An 18,400-nucleotide genomic window follows, 5' to 3' on the forward strand; every position below is an offset into this window, starting at 1 on the left:
ATCGGGCACCGGGGAGCATGAGGGCGTCGTCGCCACCCGCCCCAAGCCGGACGAGAACGGCATCGTCACCGAGTCGATGGTGGATGATCCAGGCATCGAGCCGCATGTCCCGCGCTACACCGACGTCGATGACAAGGCAGCAACCCGCGCCACCCGGCAGATCGTGGCCTGCTTCGCTGCGGCACCGGTGCTCGCGCTGGCGTTCATCGTCTTCTACTTCTGGCCCGGACTGGACCGCTACACCGTCACGTTCGGCCTGCTCAACTCCAACGCCCAGCACGTCCTGCTGGGTCTGAGCCTGGGTCTGGCGGTGCTGCTGATCGGCGTCGGCGCGGTGCAGTGGGCCCGCGAGATCATGGGTGACCATGAGATCTCCGAGGAGCGGCACGTCGCACACTCCTCGTCCGAGGACATCAAGGCCACCATGGCCGAGGTGGACAAGGGCATCGCGCAGACGGGATTGTCCCGCCGCGCGGTGATCGGGCGGTCCCTGCTGGGCGCCATCGGCCTCACCGCGCTGGCTCCGCTGGTCACGCTGGCCGATCTGGGGCCATGGCCACTGCCCTCCCGGCTGAAGGAGACCAACGAGCGCACGCTGTGGGCCGAGGGGACACCAGCCAAGCCCATGCGCCTGGTCAACGATGTCACCTACGCCCCGATCAAAGCCGCCGACATGGAGATCGGCCAGCTGATCAACGCTCAGCCGGAGAACATGCAGAAGCAGAAGGGCCCCGAGAAGCAGGTCGCCCGCGCCAAGGCCGCCATCATCATCGTCCGGATGGATCCGAACTCCATCAAGGTCCCGGCGAGCCGCACCGACTGGCACGTCGGCGGGATCCTGGCGTACTCGAAGATCTGCACCCACGTCGGGTGCCCGATCTCGCTGTGGGAGCAGCAGACCCACCACCTGCTCTGCCCCTGTCACCAGTCGACCTTCGACCTGGGTGACGGCGGCAAGGTGGTGTTCGGGCCGGCGGCCCGGGCGCTCCCCCAGCTCAGGATCACCGTTGACGAACAGGGATACCTGGTCGCCCCCGGTGACTTCACCGTGCCGGTCGGGCCGAGCTACCCGGAACGGCAGCTGACCGCTGAGGACAAGGGTGAGTGATCGCTGATGGCCAAGCCCGCACAGGTCTCCGAGACCCCAACTGACGTCACCACCGCGCAGTCCCCCGACAAGAAGCACCCGCTGCAGCCGCTCGCCGGCCCGGCCAAGTGGGCCGATGACCGGCTCGGCCTGGCCGCTCTCGGCAAGAAGAACCTGCGCAAGGTCTTCCCCGACCACTGGTCGTTCCTGCTCGGCGAGATTGCGCTCTACTCGTTCGTCATCCTGCTGATCACCGGTGTCTTTCTGACGATCTGGTTCAAGCCGTCGATGGCTGAGGTCGAATACGAGGGCTCCTACCAGCTGCTCAAGGGTGTCGAGATGTCGGAGGCCTTCGCCTCCACGCTCACCCTCTCCTTCGACATCCGTGGCGGACTGCTGATCCGCCAGATGCACCACTGGGCGGCGATGCTGTTCATCGGTGCGATGTTCGTGCACTCGCTGCGGGTGTTCTTCACCGGCGCGTTCCGCAAGCCGCGGGAGTTGAACTGGCTGCTCGGAGTCGGCCTGCTGTCGATGGGCATGGTCGAGGGTTTCGCCGGCTACTCGCTGCCCGATGATCTGCTGTCCGGTACCGGCCTGCGGTTCGCCGACGGGATGATCCGCTCCATCCCGATCATCGGCAGCTGGGCCGAGTTCTTCGTCTTCGGCGGTGAATACCCCGGCAGCCTGATCGTTCCCCGGCTCTACATGGTGCACATCCTGCTGCTGCCCGGGCTGATCCTCGGCCTGATCGCCGCACACCTGGCACTGGTGGTCTACCACAAGCACACGCAGTACCCGGGCCCCGGCCGCAAGGAGTCGAACGTCGTCGGCTACCCGCTGTTCCCGGTCTACATGGCCAAGGCAGGCGGCTTCTTCTTCATCGTCTCCGGCGTGCTGGTGCTGATGGGCGCGTTCTTCCAGATCAACCCGGTCTGGTCCTATGGGCCCTACAATCCGGCCGAGGTGACCGCCGGTTCCCAGCCCGACTGGTACATGGGCCCGGCCGAGGGCGCGGTCCGGATCATGCCGAACTGGGAGTGGAACTTCCCGAACGCCTCGGTGTTCTCCACCTGGTCCTGGAATGTGTTCATCCCCGGTGTGGGCATGCTCGGCCTGCTGTTCACCTCGATGGCGATCTATCCATTCATCGAGCGGTGGATCACCAAGGACGAGCGGGAGCACCACGTCCTGGAATACCCGTACCAGAACCCGAATCGGACCGCCTTCGGCGTCGCCGCGATCACCTGCTATCTGGTCTTCCTGTTCGGCGGCGGTAACGACATCCTGGCGGTGAAGTTCAATCTGTCGCTGAATGCGGTGACCTACTTCCTGCGGGTCGCGGTCTTCCTCGGACCGGTGATCGCGTTCATCGTCACCAAGCGGATCTGCCTGGGTATCCAGCGGCAGAAGCGGGAGCGGATCCTGCACGGCTCCGAGTCGGGCCAGATGGAGCGCGCGGCCGACGGCGGCTACTCCGAGGGCCACGTGCCGATCTCGACCGATGAGGCGTACACCCTCACCTATCGCAGCGATGTGCTGCCGATCGAGCCGGGCGAGACCACCGACGACGCGGGCGTCCGCGTCAAGGGCGGGGCGAGCAAGGCGCGGGCCCGGATGCACCGCTGGTTCTTCCGCGACAACATCCGCAAGCCCAGCCGCGAGGAGTATCAGGAGGCCGTGGAGCACACCCTGCACGAGTCGAACGGTGACGGCTCGCACGAGGTGGAGTCCAGCGACCCCAAGGAGCTGGACCGCAGCGGCCAGCAGTGAGGTCGATCAGTCAGCAGTAACGCGACAGGGCCCCGGACCGATCGGTCCGGGGCCCTGTTCGTTGCCGTGGGGCGCTGCTCCGGGGTCAGGAGGCGGCGACCTGCCGGTGGTGCTGCGCCTCCTCGGCGGAGATCTGGTATTCCTCGCGGCAGAAGTTGCAGACCAGCGACCAGCGCGTGGAGACGGTGAACAGCGGGATGAAGAACAGCGTGAACTTCGACCCGTGCTTGACCAGGGTGAGCGGTTGGTTCCCGCAGCGCCGGCAGGAATACATCAGCGTGGCGACGATCTCCGCGAAACCCTTGGTACCGAACAGAATCAGCATGGGGCCCAGTTTACCGATGGGCGAAGCGGCGATGCTGGCCCGGCGTACCTAGAATGGTCCGGTGCGCTTCCTGAACAACAACACTCCGACCCACGACCTGACCTACAGCGACGTGTTCATGGTCCCGTCGCGTTCGTCGGTGGCCTCCCGCCTCGATGTGGATCTCAGCTCCACCGACGGGCTGGGCACTCCCCTGCCGCTGGTGGTGGCGAACATGACCGCGATCTCCGGGCGTCGGATGGCCGAGACCATCGCCCGCCGCGGCGGCATCGCGATCATCCCCCAGGACATCCCGACCGACATCGTCGGTGAGGCGATCGGCAAGGTGAAGCGTTCGCACACGGTCTTCGACACCCCGATCACCGTCACCCCGTCCACCACCCTCGGTGAGGCGATGAGCCTGATGCCGAAGCGGGCGCACGGGGTGGCCCTGGTCGCCGAGGGTGACCGGCACGCCGGGACGGCCTGCCCGCGCGGCATCGTCTCCCCCGCCGATGCGGTGGATGAGGACCGCTTCGCCCAGGTGCACGAGGTGATGACCGACTTCCTCAAGGTGTCCCCCGACGCCACCCCGCGGGAGATCTTCGACCTGCTGACCGCGAACCACCAGGAGGTCGCGGTGGCGGTCGACGGTGATCGACTGGTCGGCGTGATGACCCGCAAGGGTGCGCTGCGTTCGGCGCTCTACCAGCCCGCGGTCGATGCCGAGGGCCGGCTGAAGATCGGTGCCGCGGTCGGGATCAACGGCGACGTGGCCGGCAAGACCGAGGCACTGCTCGGTCACGGCGCCGATGTGCTGGTGGTGGACACCGCGCACGGTCACCAGGAGAAGATGATCGAGGCGTTGGCGATCGTGAAGAAGGTACGGGACCGGGTCGCGCCGGACGTGCGGATCGTCGCCGGCAACGTGGTGACCGCCGACGGGGTACGCGATCTGGCCGAGGCCGGTGCCGATGTGCTGAAGGTCGGTGTCGGCCCGGGCGCGATGTGCACCACCCGGATGCAGACCGGCGTCGGACGGCCGCAGTTCTCCGCGGTGCTGGAGTGCGCCGAGACGGCGGCCGGGCTGGGCCGTTCGATCTGGGCCGACGGCGGTGTCCGCCACCCCCGCGATGTGGCGCTCGCGCTGGCCGCCGGCGCCGGCTCGGTGATGATCGGGTCCTGGTTCGCCGGTACCCATGAGTCCACCGGCGACCTGCGCACCGACGCCCAGGGCCGGCGCTACAAGGAGTCCTTCGGGATGGCCTCGGCGCGCGCGGTGAAGATGCGCACCCGCGACCAGTCCGGTTTCGACCGGGCGCGGGCCGGGCTCTTCGAGGAGGGCATCTCCTCCTCCCGGATGTATCTCGACCCGGATCGACCCGGGGTGGAGGATCTGGTCGACTTCATCGTCTCCGGGGTGCGGTCCTCCTGCACCTACGCCGGCGCGCGCTCGCTGCCGGAGTTCAACGAGCTGGCCACCGTCGGCATCCAGTCGGTGTCGGGTTACGAGGAGGGCCGCCCGGTCAGCGCCAGCTGGAGCTGATTCGAGCGAACGGGCCCACGGCGCGCTGTCGCGGTCCTATAGTTCGCCTCATGAGCAACCCCGGCCCGCAGCAGCAGGCCATGCCACCGCAGCCGCCGTACCGCCCAGCGCCCCCGCAGGCGAACCACAAGCCGGCCCTCCGGGTGGCGAACGCCATCGCGGTGATCAAGTGGATCCTGATCGGCCTGGAGGTCATCGCCGTGCTCCTGGCGGTGGTCATCGGGGTGCTCACCCAGCTCGACGACCCTGACGACGACGGCTGGGTCCCGTTCGCCTTGAGTGCACTGGGCGGGATCATCATGACCGGCCTGACCTGGGTGCTGTTCGGCTGGTTCGAACAGGTGCTGCGCACGCTCGTCGGGATCGCGGAGAACACCCGCCGCCCCTGAAGAACCCCGCCGCGAATGATCATGGAATATTCGCACTTATATTTGAATACTTCAGTTTGATGGCCGAATATTCCATGATCATTCGTTGCGGGTGTCGATGCCGGCCTGCGGGTGGTCGATGTCGGCCCCGTCGCCGAGATCGGCGCAGGGAATGAGGCGTGCGCCGTCGCCGGTGAGCAGTTCGCGGGCACCCCGGTCACCGGTCGCGACCCGCGCGGCCTCGGCCCAGTGGGCGCGGCCGAGCAGCACCGGATGCGCCGGGCCGGTGCCGTAATCGGCGCGCAGCAGCACCGTCTCGTCCTCCCCGGCCACCTCCCGCAGCCGGTGCACGATCGCCGGGTTCACCCCGGGGGTGTCCACCAGCGAGATCAGTACCGCGGTCGCGGGAATCCCTGCGAGCGCGGACAATCCGGCCCGCAGCGAGGCACCCATCCCCTCGGCCCAGTCGGGCGCGATGACGGCTGCCACCCGGTCCGGCAGCTCGGCCTGGGCCTCCTCGGCCGCGGCACCGAGCACCGCCAGCACCGGCTGGCACCCGCCGTCGAGCAGCACCTGCGCGGACCGGCGCACCCAGGGCACGCCGTCCTCGCCGCGGACCAGCGCCTTGGGTTGCCCCATCCGGCGTCCGGCCCCCGCGGCGAGCAGCAACCCGGCGATCACCGCCGGAACAGGCCCCGCAGCACCAGGAACCCGAGGAGCGCGATCAACCCCTCCCGCCAGTAATTCTTGATCAGTACCGGCAGCACCGTCGCACCGAGATCGAGAGCCTCGGAATCCTTGTCCTGGCTGGATTCCTGCTGCTTGGGGGTCTCCTGCTTGGGAGTCTCCTGCCCCTTCGACTCGGTCATACCTCCCTCGCTCAGGGAACGGGAGGGAGACTCGGTCGTTCCTCCCTCGCTCAGGGAACCGGAATCGGTGGGTGACGGGGGTGGTGAAGGCGCAGGGGACGGTGTGGACGGTGCGGGCTCTGGCTGCTCCTCCTCCGCCCCGGAGAGCTTCTTCTCCAGGCAGGCGACGAACTGGCCTAGCAGCTTGTCCGAGACGTCCTGCATCACCCCGCGGCCGAACTGGGCCGGTTTGCCGGTGACGTTCAGGTCGGTCTTCACCTGGACCCTGGTCTGCTCCTCGCCGGCCGCGGTCAGCGCGACCTTGACGGTCGCACCCGCCGTACCGTTGCCGCGCTTGTCCTTGCCCTTGGCATTGACGGTCATGGTGTGCGCGGATTCGTCGCGGTCGGCGTACTCCCCCGTCCCGGTGTAGACGAGCGCGATCGGGCCGAGCTTGATCTTCGCCGTGCCGGTGAAGGAATCGCCGTCGACGCCGGTCACCTGCGCCCCCGGGAAGCACTCCGACAGCGCCTGCGGGTCGTTGAAATGCTGCCAGGTCTCATCGATACCGGTCGGGACACTGAACTCGTGGGTCAACTCCATCAGGCGGCTCCCTTCTCCTGCTTCGTGCCATCATCGAGGCCGGCGGCCTCGAGGAGTGCCCGCCGGGTCAGCACCTTGGCCAGGTGCCGGCGATAATCCGAATCCCCGTTGAGATCCGAGGGCGGGTTGGTGCCGTCGGCTGCCTGATCGGCGGCCCGGCGTACGCTCTCGGCGGTCAGCTCACCACCGAGCGCCTCCTCGACCGCGCTGGCCCGCAGCGGCGTCGAACCCATATTGGTCAGCCCGACCGCGGCCTGCGACTTGTCCGGTGACACGGTCGCCGCGACCGCGACGATCGGCCACTGGTGCGCGATCCGGACGAACTTGAGGTATGCCGCTCCCCAGCCGGTGTGCTTCGGGATCCGGATCGCGGTGAGCAACTCGTCATCGCCGACCGCGGTCTCGAACAGGTCGGTGAAGAACTCCGCCGCCGGCACCCGCCGTTCGCCACCGGTGCCGGTGATCACCAGCTCGGCATCGAGGGCCAGGATCGGCGCGCCCAGGTCACCGGCCGGGTCGGCGTGCGCGAGCGCCCCGCCGAGGGTGCCGCGATGCCGGATCTGCGCATCGGCGACCTCCACGGCGGCCTTGTGCAGCACCAGCGCATGCTCCTTGACCAGCGGATCGGCGATCACCTCGTGGTGGGTGGTGAGCGCCCCGATGAAGATCGCGTCGCCGTCGTCGCGGATCCCGCGCAGCTCGTCGATGTGGCCGATGTCGACGACCACCTCCGGGGCGTTCAGCCGCATCCGCAGCACCGGCAGCAGGCTCTGCCCGCCGGCCAGCACCTTGGCGTCGTCACCGTGTTCGGCGAGCGCGGCCAGCGCCTCGGCGACCGAGGTCGGGGCCAGGTAGTCGAAACTCGCTGGAATCATGCCTGTGCTCCATCCTGATCGCCTGCTCCGTCATCATTGGCCCCGGCGGTCCGGTCCGCCGTGCCCTGGTCGCCGGTCGCCTCGTCGAAGTGCGGTGCGGCCGCCCCCTCGGTCTGATCGGCCCCGCCGGCGTCGACGTCGTTGATCGCCTTCCAGACCCGTTCCGGCGTACACGGCATCTGGATGTCCTTCACACCGAGGTGGCGTACCGCATCCAGCACCGCGTTCACCACCGCCGGGGTGGACGCGATCGTGCCGGCCTCACCGACGCCCTTGGCACCCATCGAGTTGGTGGTCGCCGGGGTGGTGGTGTGCTCGACGGTGAAGGAGATCGTGTCGGCCGCGGTGGGCAGCAGGTAGTCGACGAAGGACGCCGAGACCAGGGTGCCGGATTCGTCGTGCACCGCTTCCTCCCAGAGCGCCTGCGCGATCCCCTGCACCAGCCCGCCGTGCACCTGACCCTCGGCGATCATCGGGTTGATGATCACCCCGATGTCGTCGCAGCACACGTAATCCCGCATTCTCACCTGCCCGGTCTCGGTGTCCACCTCGACCGCGCACAGGTGCGTACCGTGCGGGTAGTTGAAGTTCACCGGGTCGAAGGTGGCATCCGAGTCGATGCTCGGCTCCACCCCGTCGGGCAGGTTGTGCGCGGCGAAGGTGGCCAGCGCCACCTCCGGCATCGACATCCCCTTGTCGGTGCCCTTGACGGTGAACTTCCCGCCGCTGAACTCCAGGTCGTCGGCGTTCGCCTCGAGCAGGTGCGCCGCGATCGGGCGGGCCTTCTCGATCACCTTGTCCGAGGCCCGGACCAGCGCCTCACCGCCGACCACCAGCGACCGGGAACCGTAGGTGTCCAGGCCCTTGTGGGCGATCGCGGTGTCACCGTGCAGGATCTCGACGTCTTCGAAGGGTACGCCGAGCCGGTCGGCGACGATCTGGGAGAACGCCGTCTCATGCCCCTGGCCGTGCGCGCTCGCACCGGTGGTGACCTCGACCTTGCCGGTCGGCAGCATCCGCACCGAGGCGTACTCCCAACCACCCGCGCCGTAGTCGAGCGAACCGAGCACCCGCGAGGGCGCCAGTCCGCACATCTCGGTGAAGGTGGACACCCCGATGCCGAGCTGCACCGGATCGCCGGAATCCCTGCGCTGCTTCTGTTCGGCGCGCAGTGCGTCGTAGTCGAAGGACTCCTTCGCCTTGGCGGTGGCGGCCTCGTAGTTGCCGGAGTCGTATTCCAGTCCGGCGACGGTGGTGAACGGGAATTCGGAGTGGGTGATCCAGTTGCGTTCCCGGACCGCCAGCGGATCCTCACCGAGTTCGGCGGCCAGCTCGTCCATCATCCGTTCGATGCCGAAGGTGGCCTCGGGCCGGCCGGCACCCCGGTAGGCGTCGGTCCAGGTCTTGTTGGTGAGCACGGTCTGGCAGTTGAACTGGTAGGCCGGGAATTTGTAGATGGCGTTGAACATGAACGCACCCAGCACCGGTACGCCGCCACCGACCAGCGAGACATAGGCGCCGAGGTCGGCGAGCAGTTCGACCTTGAGGCCGGTGACCTTTCCCTCCTTGGTGGCCGCCAGGGTCAGCTTCTGCCACTGGTCGCGGCCGTGGTGGGCGGCCATCAGCGATTCGGAGCGGGTCTCGGTGTACTTGATCGGCTTGTTCAGCCGCCGAGCCAGCACCATCGCGATGAACTCCTCCGGCGTGGTCTGCAGCTTGCCGCCGAAGCCGCCGCCGACGTCGGGCGCGATCACCCGCACCTTCGATTCCGGTACGCCGAGCACCGCGGCGAGCAGGAAGCGCAGGATGTGCGGGATCTGGGTGGCCGACCACATGGTGATCTGCTCACCGGTCGGGTCGACGAGCACCGACCGGGGCTCCATGAACGCCGGGATCAGCCGCTGCTGGCGGAACTCGCGCTCCAGCACGATGCCGTCGGCCCGGGCCTTCTCGATGGCCTCGTCGACGTTCCCGCCGGTACCGGCCTCGGCCGAGTCGAACTTCCAGAACGCGCTCTTGTTGGTGCCCAGGTCCGGGTGCGCCAACACCGTGTCCTCGGCGGATTCCTTGAGGTCGAGGGCGGCCGGCAGTTCCTCGTAGTCGACATCGACGAGTTCGGCCGCATCCCGCGCGTCGGCGGGCGTACGCGCCACGACGACGGCCACGATCTCGCCGGCGAAGGCGACCCGGTCGACGGCCACCGGCGGGTGATCCGGCGTCACCTGGTCGGGGGTGATCGGCCAGGCGTTGGGCAGCGCACCCTGCTCCTCGGCGACGTCGGAGCCGGTGATCACGGTGACCACATTGGGCGCCGCTTTCGCTTCCTCGGTGTTGATGTTGGTGATCTTCGCGTGCGCGAACGGGCTGCGCACCATCGCCAGATGCAGCATCCCCGGTACCGACAGGTTGTCGGTCCAGCGGGTCCGCCCGGTGATCAGCCGCGCGTCCTCCTTGCGGCGCCGCTCCCGGCCGATCTCCGGCTTCTGCTCGGTGTTCTCCTGTGCGCCCTCGGGGGCCTGGGGGTCGGTGTCGACGCTCATCGTGCTCCCTCCCGCTGCCCGCTGGCGTACTGCACCGAACGGACGATGTTGTGGTAGCCGGTGCACCGGCAGAGGTTGCCCTCCATGCCCAGGCGGATCTCTTCCTCGCTGGGGCTGGGGTTCTCGTTCAGCAGGTCGACCGCCTGCATGATCATCCCCGGCGTACAGAATCCGCACTGCAGGCCGTGGCATTCACGGAACGCCTCCTGGACCGGATGCAGCTCGCCGTCCGCGGTGGCCGCCAGGCCCTCGATGGTGGTCACCTCGCCGCCGTCGGCCTGCACCGCGAGGACGTTGCAGGACTTCACCGAGCGGCCGTTCAGGTGCACGGTGCAGGCGCCGCAGTTGGAGGTGTCGCAGCCGATCACCGTCCCGGTGCGACCGAGCTTCTCGCGCAGATACTGCACCAGCAGCATGCGTGGTTCGACATCGTCGGAGACCTTCGCCCCATCGACGGTGAGGGTGATCCTGGTCATGCAACCTCCTGGGCACCTTTGCCGGGCACGTGATCCCGGTCACGTATGCACCGACCCTAGTCAGCGCGGGGAGGCCGGGGCAAGCGCTGTCGCCAGCCCGTGGGCGAGACCCCGTGCCGGAGCCGGAACCGGGTGCTGAAATACAGCGGATCGGCGTACCCCACCTGTGCCGCGATCACGCCGACCGGCAGCTCGGTGCTCTGCAGCAGCAATCGGGCCCGTTCCATCCGGCGGGACTCGACGTGCGCCATCACCGTGCCGCCGAGCTGGTCGGCGAACAGATGCTGCAGGCGCGAGGGTGAGAGCCCGGCGACCGCGGCGAGTTCGGGTACGCCGAGTGGCTCGGCCAGGTGGGTGTGCAGGTGTTCCAGCACCTGCCAGAGCCGGGGGTCGACCTGCTCGGCCCGCGGGTTGCGGGTGTCACACCACAGCAGCGCTCGCTCCAGCGCGTTCCGAGCCAGGGCTCCGGAGTGCCGGCCCGGGGAGGGCAGCAGCATGCTCGCCTCCTCCAGCGCGGCGGCGACCCGGTCGGCGATCCGCCGGTCCAGCACCAATCGGCTCACCCCGGACTGTTCGGCGGGCCAGTCGAGCAGCGCGTCGAGGGTGTCGCCGGCGGGCAGGTGGGCGTACCAGAATCCCCAGCGGCCGGCCGCGGGATCGGTGCCGTAGTCCTGCGGGTGGGCCCGGTCGAGGTGGACGATCGCGCCGGGTGGCACGGGTACGGCGCCGGCGGCGGTACGGATCAGGCCGGCGCCGTCGCGGGTGAGCAGCAGCAGGTGGTCGTCGCGTCCGGCGAGCCGGCGGACCCGGTAGCCGGTGGCCTGGGACATCCAGCCGACGAGGGTCCCGGCGGCCGGTTCGAATTCGGTGACGAGGGCGCTCACAGCAGGATCTTCCATGCAGACAGCTCTTGAATCAATGGTGAGCATGGATTCTGCGAACCAGGCTTGGAGCATGTCACATGCACTGCGGGAGCAACTGGTGTCGGAGTTCGACCGGGAGGGGGTGGTCCAGGTCGCGGGCCTGCTGACCCCGGCCGAGGCGGTGGAGATCGGTACGCGGTTCACCGATCGGATCGAGGCCGACACCGCGCTGGGGCACGACGACCACGTGTCCGCCGACGATGTGCTGCACCGATATCCGCGGATCGTCCATCCGCATCGCGAGGATTCGTCCGACGGCGCCCGGGTCCGGGACCTGATGCTCGACGAGCGGGTGCAGTCGGTGGTCACCGGACTGATCGGGCCGGCCTGGGGTGCGCAGTCGATGTTCTACTTCAAGCCGCCGGGTGCGCGCGGGCAGGCGCTGCACCAGGACAACCACTTCCTGCGCGCCCATCCGGAGACCTGCCTGGCCGTCTGGATCGCGATCGATGACTGCGCGGCCGAGAACGGTTCGCTGCGGGTGGTGCCCGGGTCCCATCGCCAGCCGCTGCTCTGCCCCGAGCCCGCCGACACCGAGGCGTCGTTCACCAACGACCAGGTGCCGGTGCCCGCCGGCGTGCCGATCCGGACCACCTCGATGGCGGCCGGTGACGCGCTGGTCTTCCACGGCAGCCTGGTGCACGGGTCGCTGCCCAACCGCACCGCCGACCGGTTCCGGCGCGCGCTGATCTTCCACTTCGTGCCGCAGGCCTCGGTGCAGGTGGCGTCGTTCTATCAACCCCTGCTCGCCCCGGACGGCTCGGCGGTGCGGATCGGCGAGTCCGCGATGGGCGGCCCCTGCGGTACGGGGTGGGTCTAGTGATGGATGCGGCCGGCGAGCTCACTGAGCGGGTCGCCGCTCCCGCCCCACTGCCGGGCGATGATCTCGGCGGCGATGGAGACGGCGGTCTCCTCCGGCGTACGCGCCCCGAGGTCCAGTCCGATCGGTGAGGAGAGCCGCTCGAGTTCGGCATCGGTGAGCCCGGCCTCGCGGAGCCGGGCCAGCCGGTCGTCGTGGGTACGCCGCGAGCCCATCGCGCCGACGTAGGCGACCTGGGGCAGCCGCAGCGCGACCTCGAGCAGCGGTACGTCGAACTTGGGGTCGTGGGTGAGCACGCAGATCACCGTGCGGGCGTCGATCCTGCCGGCCTCCAGTTCGCCGCGCAGGTAGCGGTGCGGCCACTTCACCACCACCTCGTCGGCGTGCGGGAAGCGGCTGGCGGTGGCGAAGATCGGCCGGGCGTCGCAGACGGTGACCTTGTAGCCCAGGAAGGAACCGACCCGGGCGACCGCGGCGGCGAAGTCGATGGCGCCGAAGACCAGCATCCGCGGCGGCGGCGCGAAGGCCCAGACGAAGACCCGCATCCCCTCGCCGCGGCGCTCCCCGTCGGGCCCGTATTCGAGGGTGGCGTGGTGCCCGGCGGCGAGCAGCCCGGCCGCGTCGTCGCGGATCGCGTCGGTGGCCCGCTGACTGACCAGCACCTCCGTCGGCGCGGGACGATCCGGCCGGATCACCATCCGCCGCCCCAGCCACTGCGGGTCCGGGTGCGCCACCACCGTGGCCACCGCGATCGGCGTACCCTCCTCGATCGCCGCCGCGACCTCACCGAGCTCGGGGAAGGTCTCGGTGTTCACCTGCTCGACCCACACGTCGAGGATGCCGCCGCAGGTCAGCCCGACGCCCATCGCGACATCGTCGGAGACGCCGTAACGCTCCAGCTGGGGCGTACCGGTGCCGCGGATCTCCTCGCCGAGGGTGTGCACGGCCCCCTCGACACAGCCGCCGGAGACCGAGCCGACGGCCTCCCCGGCGGGGCCGACGATCATCGAGGCGCCGGGCGGGCGGGGCGCGGAGCGGAAGGTCGCGACCACGGTGCCGAGGGCGACGGTCTCGCCGGATTCCCACCACTGCAGCAATTCTGGGAGCACCTCACGCATCGGCGATCACCTCCGCCAGTTCGGTGTACGCCGCCAGCGAGTGCCCGGCGACGAACGCATCCAGGTGTGGCAGCACCGCCACGATCCCCGACTGTACGGGCTGGTACCCAACCCGGCCACGATGCGGATTGGCCCAGATCAACCGATGCGCGAGCCGGTGCAGCTGCTCGACCTGTTCGCCGAGCAGTGCCGGATCGCCGCGTTCCCAGCCATCGGAGACGATCACCACGACCGCCCCGCGAGCCAGGCCGCGGCGACCCCAGCGCTCGGTGAACGCGCGCAGCGTCTCCCCGAGCCGGGTGCCGCCGGAGAAGTCGGGGACGGTGCGGGCGGCCGCGCGCAGCGCCTCGTCGGCGTCACGATGCCCCAGTGCGCGGGTCAGCCGGGTGAGCCGGGTGCCGAGGGTGAACACCTCGACCGGGTGGCGGCCGTGGGTGCTGTCGGCGACCTGCAGATAGCGGTGCGCGAGCCGGAGCAGCACCTCGGCGTAGGGCTCCATCGACCCGGAGATGTCGAGCAGCAGCACCACCGGGCGGGGCCGGTGACCGCGGCGGCGGTGCGCGATCCGAGCGGGTTCACCCCAGTGCCGCAACGAGGCCCGGAGGGTACGCCGGGCATCGACCCGGCCGCGATGGGCCGGGGTGGCGCGGCTGGCGCGGCGGGTCGGTAGGCGGAGCGGCAGCGCGGCGAGCAGGCGTTCCAGGATCTGGCGCTCGGCGGGGGTGAGTTCGCCGACATCGCGCTGGCGGAGCAGTTCGAGTTCGCTGGCGGCGGCGCGGACCACGTCGTCGGTGTCCTGCTCAATGCCCTGGCCGTCGGCGCGGTCGTCGGTGGGTGGCAGGGTACGCAGGGTGGCCGGCTGGGGCGGGGCGCCCGGGCCGGGTTGCTGGTCGTGGCCAGCGCCGAACCAGGCGTCGAAGACCTGATCGTGGCGGTGCAGGTCGTCGGGATGGCCGCACAGGGTGGCGCGGCCGGCCGCGCGGACCCGTTCCGGTTCGGCCAGGTCGACCAGGCTGGTGGCGCGCAGGAAGTTCTCGGTCCGGTCCGGTCCGGCGGGTACGCCGGCGGCGCGGATCGCGGTGACGAAGCCGAGCAGGATCTCCTCGGGTGGGTGGGCGGTCATGGCGTCAGCAGCCGGTCCAGGGCCTGGCGGACCCGCTGGGAATCCTCGCGATACTTGACGATCGCGCCGAGGCTGGCGGCGGCGCGGGGCAGGTCGAGTTCGGTCGCGCCGAGGCGGTGCAGGGCGCGCGCCCAGTCCAGCGATTCGGCGACCCCTGGCGGTTTGACCAGGCCCTCGGTGGCGCGCAGTTGCTGCACCACGGTGACCACCTGTTCGGCGAGCAGGGGTGGGACGTCGGGGAGCCTGGTACGCAGGATTTCCAGCTCTGCCTGGAAATCCGGGTGATCGACCCAGTGATAGAGGCAGCGTCGTTTGAGGGCGTCGTGCAGCTCGCGGGTGCGGTTGGAGGTGAGCACGGTCAGCGGTGGCGTCTCGGTGCCGATGGTGCCGACCTCGGGGATGCTGACCCGCCACTCGGAGAGCACCTCCAGCAGGAAGGCCTCGAACTCGTCGTCGGCGCGGTCGATCTCGTCGATCAGCAGCACCGACGGGCGGCGGAGGGCGGCCAGGATCGGGCGTTCCAGCAGGAATCGGTCGGCATAGAGGGAGTCCTCGGCGGCGTCGGCGTCGACCGCGCCGGCGGCTTCGAGGGCGCGCAGGTGCAGGATCTGCCGCGGGAAGTCCCAGTCGAAGAGCGCCTGCGCGGCATCGATGCCCTCGTAGCACTGCAACCGGACCAATGGGAGCCCGACGCTGTCGGCGAGCGCTTGCGCGAGCGCAGTCTTTCCGGTGCCCGGTTCACCCTCCAGCAGCAGTGGCCGCTGCATCCCGGCGGCGAGGAAGACCGTGGTGGCCAGCGCATCACCGGCCAGATAACCGGTACCGGCGAGGGTCTCGCGGACCCTGTCGGGCGTACCGAGGGTGTCGGCGTACGCCGAGACGTCGTCGTCCATGCCCGCCACCCTAGGAGATACCCCACGCTCATCGAGCAATCGGCCATGCGCGGCACCCCCCCCACGTCCATCGAGCAGGCCGCGCAGCGAGGCCTCCACCCGTTCATCGAGTAGGTCGCGCAGCGACCGTGTCGAGATGAACCCCGTACGCCCCTGCGCCCTCACGTTCATCGAGTAGGTCGCGCGGCGACCGTGTCGAGATGAACCCCGTACGCCCCTGCGCCCTCACGTTCATCGAGTAGGTCGCGCAGCGACCGTGTCGAGATGAACCCGAAAAAATCTCCCCAAACCTCTTGAGTTATTCGAACACTATGACTAATGTTGGGCGTAGCAGTTGAGGAGGTGACCAAAGATGACCACCAACCCACGAGCCGAAGTGTTCGCAGCGATCCGCGCCGAAAGCGACACCATCGCCCAGGCCGAAGCACACCGGCTGGTTGCGATCGCCGCCGCCTGCGACACCTACTCCGGGTTGAACACCCACACCGACGAGTTGACCGCCCGCGTGCTCCACGGGGAGCAGCTCGTGTTCCCCGGTGCGGACGGTACGCCCGGCATCACCGAGTTCTTCCACCTCGAGTTGGCGATGTCATTGGGGTGTTCGCCCGAGACCGCGCAGGTCTGGACCGCCGACGTGCTGAATCTGCGGCATCGGCATCCGATCCTGTGGCAGGCCACCTTGGACTGCGACATCCCCGTCTGGGTCGCCCGCGACATCACCCGCGCCGCCTTGCACCTGAACTTCACCCAGGCCCGCGAGTTCGACTCCCTGTGGTCACTCCGGCTGGTCAACCTCACGCCGAAACGAGCGGTGGCGACGACCGAGGCCCAGGTCGCGTTGATTCTCAACGACGACATAGAAGCCGAACGCCAGGCCGCCAAGAAGCAACGCCGCGTCGAGTTCCAGTCGTCCTCGATAGCAGGGATCACGAACCTGTTCGCATCGATGGACGCTTGTGATGCGCACCAGCTCAACGGCACCCTCGACCGCCTGGCCGATGTCTTGAAAGCCGGCGGCTCCACCGCCGGCCGTGACGAACTCCGCGCCGAAGCCCTGGGGCATCTGGCGCATCCCGACCGGGCGCGGCAACTGCTGCAGCCCTCCCTGTTCGACGGCGCGATCGTCACCCCGCAAGGGGATGTGGTCAACAACAACGGCGAAGTCGTCACAACGACAAGCGAGAGGTGCCGGCACGGTGCCGAGCTGATCCTTCACATGACCTCCCGCGACCTCGCGAATGGCCGTGGTGGTGAAGGCGACACCCTCGGACCGGTCACCCTCCAGCACTTGAAGGAACTGCTGGAACACTGTTCTGGCACCGTGCGGGTGCGGCCGGTGATCGACCTGGCCGCCCCGGTCATGGTGAACACCTACCGACCCAGCGACGAATTGGCGCAGCGGGTGAAGCTCCGCGACCGGTATGTGATGTTCCCCCGCTCGAATCGCAGTGCGTTCGGCCGCGGGATCGACCTGGACCACACCATTCCCGCCCCCGAGGGGCCGACCAGTTCGGACAACCTGGGGCCGTTGAGCCGGGCCTCGCATCGGGCACGAACCCACGCCGGATTCCGGGTCGAGCAACCCTCCCCGGGGGTGTTCCACTGGAAAACACCGGCAGGGCAGGAAGCCTGGGTCAGCCGCCACGGGACCTGGGACCATCCACCGCCCGATCACCTGATCAACGACCCGGCCGCCTCCCTGTCCCGGACCGAACAGCTGCTTCGCGACACTCTGTGCAACGGTCAATCCCAGTTGGAGAAGGAACAGGCCGAAGCCGAACAAGCCGCCGACGAAGCTCGCGAACGCGAGCGACTCCGCCGTGCCCGCAAGAACCAACGCCTCCGAGACCTACGCCAAGCTGCCCGCGACCAGGCCGACGCGGCGACACAGAAGAGGGCGAAGAAGGAGACGAAGAAGCCGGCTCCGCCGGAGTCCCAGCCTGCCCTGATTCCCAACCCGGGCTAGGTTTCTGCACGCTCATCGAGTAGCTCGGCATGCGCAGCGAAGCGGAGCAGTGCCGAGCGACGGTCCTATAGATCGTCAAGTGGTCATGAGGTCGGTTTTGAGGTTTCGGTAGATGGTGCGGGCGAGGTGGCGTTTGAGGCATCGGATGGTTTCGGCGCGGGTCTTGTGTTCGCTGGTGCGTCGGTGGAAGTAGGCCTGGGTGTCGGGGTCGCGGCGCAGCCGGCCGATGATGACCATGTAGAGCGCGGAGTTGGCCTGGCGGTCCCCGCCACGGTTCAGCCGGACCCGTCCGCTGCTGGTGTGGCCCGAGGAGGCCGGGATCGGGCTGACCCCGCACAAGGCGGCGAACGCCGCCTCGGAGTGCATGCGCTCGATGTTCTGCCCGGCGGTGATCACCAGCTGAGCGGTGGTCTGCACCCCGACCTGGGGCATCGCCATCACCGACGGAGCGGCCTGCCGGGTCAACACCCGCAGAGTCTTGTCGGCGGCGGTGATCTCGGCATCCAGGGCCTGGATCCGGCGGGCGATCATCCGCAGGGCGTGTTTGGTGGCCTGGACCGGGTCGGCCAGCCGGGCACCGTCGGGCCGGTAACCGGCGGCCCGGGCAACCCGTTGCCGTGCGGTGCAGCCGATCAGCTCGTCATGGATCACCGCGGGGGCGGTGGTGATCAGATCACGCAACTGGCCATAGGCCGCGGTGCGGTCCTTGACCGCCCGATCCCGGGGGACCTTGATCACCCGGATCGCTTCGACCACACCGGTCTTGACCTTCGGCCGGGCGGTCGCGGTGCCGTTCAGCACCGCCCGGGCCGCGGACTCGGCATCGATCACATCGGACTTGCCCCGCCGCGCCCGGGTGGTCTTATCGGGCCGGTTGACCTCGATCACCTCGATCCCGGCCGCCAGCAGATGCACCGTCAACCCGGCCCCATACGAACCGGTCGACTCGACCCCGATCGCGGTGATCGGTCCGTGGCCGGCGACCCAGTCCACCAACGCGGCATAACCCGCGCGGGAGACCGGGAACTCCCGATCAGCCAACAACACCCCGGTCTCGGTGAGCACGACCGCGTGATGGGTGCGTTGATGAGTATCGACCCCGGCCACCACCGGGGTCGGGTCTTGAGGCGTGGCATG

At 69.1% G+C, this 18,400-nt stretch carries 17 protein-coding genes; 6 read left to right on the forward strand and 11 right to left on the reverse strand.

The features are described 5' to 3' along the window. Positions 1 to 76 precede the first annotated feature (76 nt). Both qcrA and qcrB read left to right on the forward strand, forming a co-directional pair. Positions 77 to 1,108, forward strand: coding sequence for a cytochrome bc1 complex Rieske iron-sulfur subunit (qcrA, locus tag C8D81_RS08095; RefSeq protein WP_133625888.1), 1,032 nt, complete (start codon positions 77 to 79; stop codon positions 1,106 to 1,108). 6 nt (positions 1,109 to 1,114) lie between these two features. Next, on the forward strand, positions 1,115 to 2,860 hold the full coding sequence (qcrB, locus tag C8D81_RS08100) for a cytochrome bc1 complex cytochrome b subunit (RefSeq protein WP_133625821.1): 1,746 nt from the start codon (positions 1,115 to 1,117) through the stop codon (positions 2,858 to 2,860). 85 nt (positions 2,861 to 2,945) lie between these two features. Here the strand turns inward: qcrB and C8D81_RS08105 are convergent, their stop codons facing one another. Beyond that, a complete protein-coding gene (locus C8D81_RS08105; protein ID WP_094356508.1) occupies positions 2,946 to 3,185 on the reverse strand; it encodes a zinc-ribbon domain-containing protein in 240 nt (79 codons plus the stop codon). A gap of 61 nt (positions 3,186 to 3,246) precedes the next feature. On the opposite strand from C8D81_RS08105, the gene C8D81_RS08110 reads away from it, so the two are divergent. Together C8D81_RS08110 and C8D81_RS08115 are read left to right on the forward strand one after the other, a co-directional pair. Continuing rightward, complete coding sequence (locus C8D81_RS08110) at positions 3,247 to 4,710, forward strand: GuaB1 family IMP dehydrogenase-related protein (protein ID WP_094405432.1); 1,464 nt, start codon at positions 3,247 to 3,249, stop codon at positions 4,708 to 4,710. A gap of 50 nt (positions 4,711 to 4,760) precedes the next feature. Beyond that, positions 4,761 to 5,099: a hypothetical protein gene (locus tag C8D81_RS08115; RefSeq protein ID WP_094403425.1), complete on the forward strand. Its 339-nt coding sequence runs from the start codon at positions 4,761 to 4,763 to the stop codon at positions 5,097 to 5,099. A gap of 78 nt (positions 5,100 to 5,177) precedes the next feature. Here C8D81_RS08115 and C8D81_RS08120 read toward each other — a convergent pair whose 3' ends face one another. From C8D81_RS08120 to C8D81_RS08145, 6 genes are read right to left on the reverse strand one after another with little or no spacing between them, the layout of a single operon-like run. Next, positions 5,178 to 5,759 carry a nucleotidyltransferase family protein gene (locus C8D81_RS08120; RefSeq protein ID WP_133625822.1) on the reverse strand — a complete coding sequence of 194 codons (582 nt, stop codon included), beginning with the start codon at positions 5,757 to 5,759 and terminating at the stop codon, positions 5,178 to 5,180. Beyond that, complete coding sequence (locus tag C8D81_RS08125) at positions 5,756 to 6,529, reverse strand: SRPBCC family protein (RefSeq protein ID WP_094430096.1); 774 nt, start codon at positions 6,527 to 6,529, stop codon at positions 5,756 to 5,758. Before C8D81_RS08125 ends, C8D81_RS08120 begins: the two co-directional genes overlap by 4 nt. Further along, on the reverse strand, positions 6,529 to 7,404 hold the full coding sequence (locus C8D81_RS08130; RefSeq protein ID WP_094430095.1) for an FAD binding domain-containing protein: 876 nt from the start codon (positions 7,402 to 7,404) through the stop codon (positions 6,529 to 6,531). Before C8D81_RS08130 ends, C8D81_RS08125 begins: the two co-directional genes overlap by 1 nt. Then, positions 7,401 to 9,944, reverse strand: coding sequence for a xanthine dehydrogenase family protein molybdopterin-binding subunit (locus C8D81_RS08135; RefSeq protein WP_094430094.1), 2,544 nt, complete (start codon positions 9,942 to 9,944; stop codon positions 7,401 to 7,403). The genes C8D81_RS08130 and C8D81_RS08135 overlap by 4 nt, the downstream gene beginning before the upstream one ends. Further along, positions 9,941 to 10,420 (reverse strand): (2Fe-2S)-binding protein, encoded by a 480-nt coding sequence (locus C8D81_RS08140; protein ID WP_094403422.1) that lies wholly within the window; start codon positions 10,418 to 10,420, stop codon positions 9,941 to 9,943. Before C8D81_RS08140 ends, C8D81_RS08135 begins: the two co-directional genes overlap by 4 nt. A gap of 56 nt (positions 10,421 to 10,476) precedes the next feature. Then, the gene (locus C8D81_RS08145) at positions 10,477 to 11,304 is read right to left on the reverse strand and encodes a helix-turn-helix domain-containing protein (protein ID WP_094430093.1); all 828 of its coding nucleotides are present in this window, start codon (positions 11,302 to 11,304) and stop codon (positions 10,477 to 10,479) included. A 70-nt stretch (positions 11,305 to 11,374) separates the two neighbouring features. Between C8D81_RS08145 and C8D81_RS08150 the strand changes: the two genes are divergently transcribed. Beyond that, positions 11,375 to 12,163 (forward strand): phytanoyl-CoA dioxygenase family protein, encoded by a 789-nt coding sequence (locus C8D81_RS08150; RefSeq protein ID WP_208109144.1) that lies wholly within the window; start codon positions 11,375 to 11,377, stop codon positions 12,161 to 12,163. On the opposite strand, the gene C8D81_RS08155 is transcribed toward C8D81_RS08150, so the two are convergent. The 3 genes from C8D81_RS08155 to C8D81_RS08165 are packed head-to-tail and all read right to left on the reverse strand — an operon-like array spanning position 12,160 to position 15,297. Beyond that, a complete protein-coding gene (locus C8D81_RS08155; RefSeq protein ID WP_094430091.1) occupies positions 12,160 to 13,281 on the reverse strand; it encodes an XdhC family protein in 1,122 nt (373 codons plus the stop codon). The genes C8D81_RS08150 and C8D81_RS08155 overlap by 4 nt on opposite strands. Beyond that, positions 13,274 to 14,404: a vWA domain-containing protein gene (locus tag C8D81_RS08160; protein WP_094430090.1), complete on the reverse strand. Its 1,131-nt coding sequence runs from the start codon at positions 14,402 to 14,404 to the stop codon at positions 13,274 to 13,276. Before C8D81_RS08160 ends, C8D81_RS08155 begins: the two co-directional genes overlap by 8 nt. Beyond that, complete coding sequence (locus C8D81_RS08165; RefSeq protein ID WP_133625823.1) at positions 14,401 to 15,297, reverse strand: AAA family ATPase; 897 nt, start codon at positions 15,295 to 15,297, stop codon at positions 14,401 to 14,403. The genes C8D81_RS08160 and C8D81_RS08165 overlap by 4 nt, the downstream gene beginning before the upstream one ends. Positions 15,298 to 15,649: 352 nt before the next feature. Here C8D81_RS08165 and C8D81_RS08170 point away from each other — a divergent pair, with 352 nt between their 5' ends. Further along, positions 15,650 to 17,263 (forward strand): hypothetical protein, encoded by a 1,614-nt coding sequence (locus C8D81_RS08170; RefSeq protein WP_094430088.1) that lies wholly within the window; start codon positions 15,650 to 15,652, stop codon positions 17,261 to 17,263. A gap of 75 nt (positions 17,264 to 17,338) precedes the next feature. Here the strand turns inward: C8D81_RS08170 and C8D81_RS08175 are convergent. Beyond that, positions 17,339 to 18,400, reverse strand: a 1,062-nt coding sequence (locus C8D81_RS08175; protein WP_208109145.1) for an IS110 family RNA-guided transposase, incomplete at its 5' end; no start/stop codon positions are given.

It is taken from the genome of Enemella evansiae (genome assembly GCF_004362375.1).
Lineage (GTDB): Bacteria > Actinomycetota > Actinomycetes > Propionibacteriales > Propionibacteriaceae > Enemella > Enemella evansiae.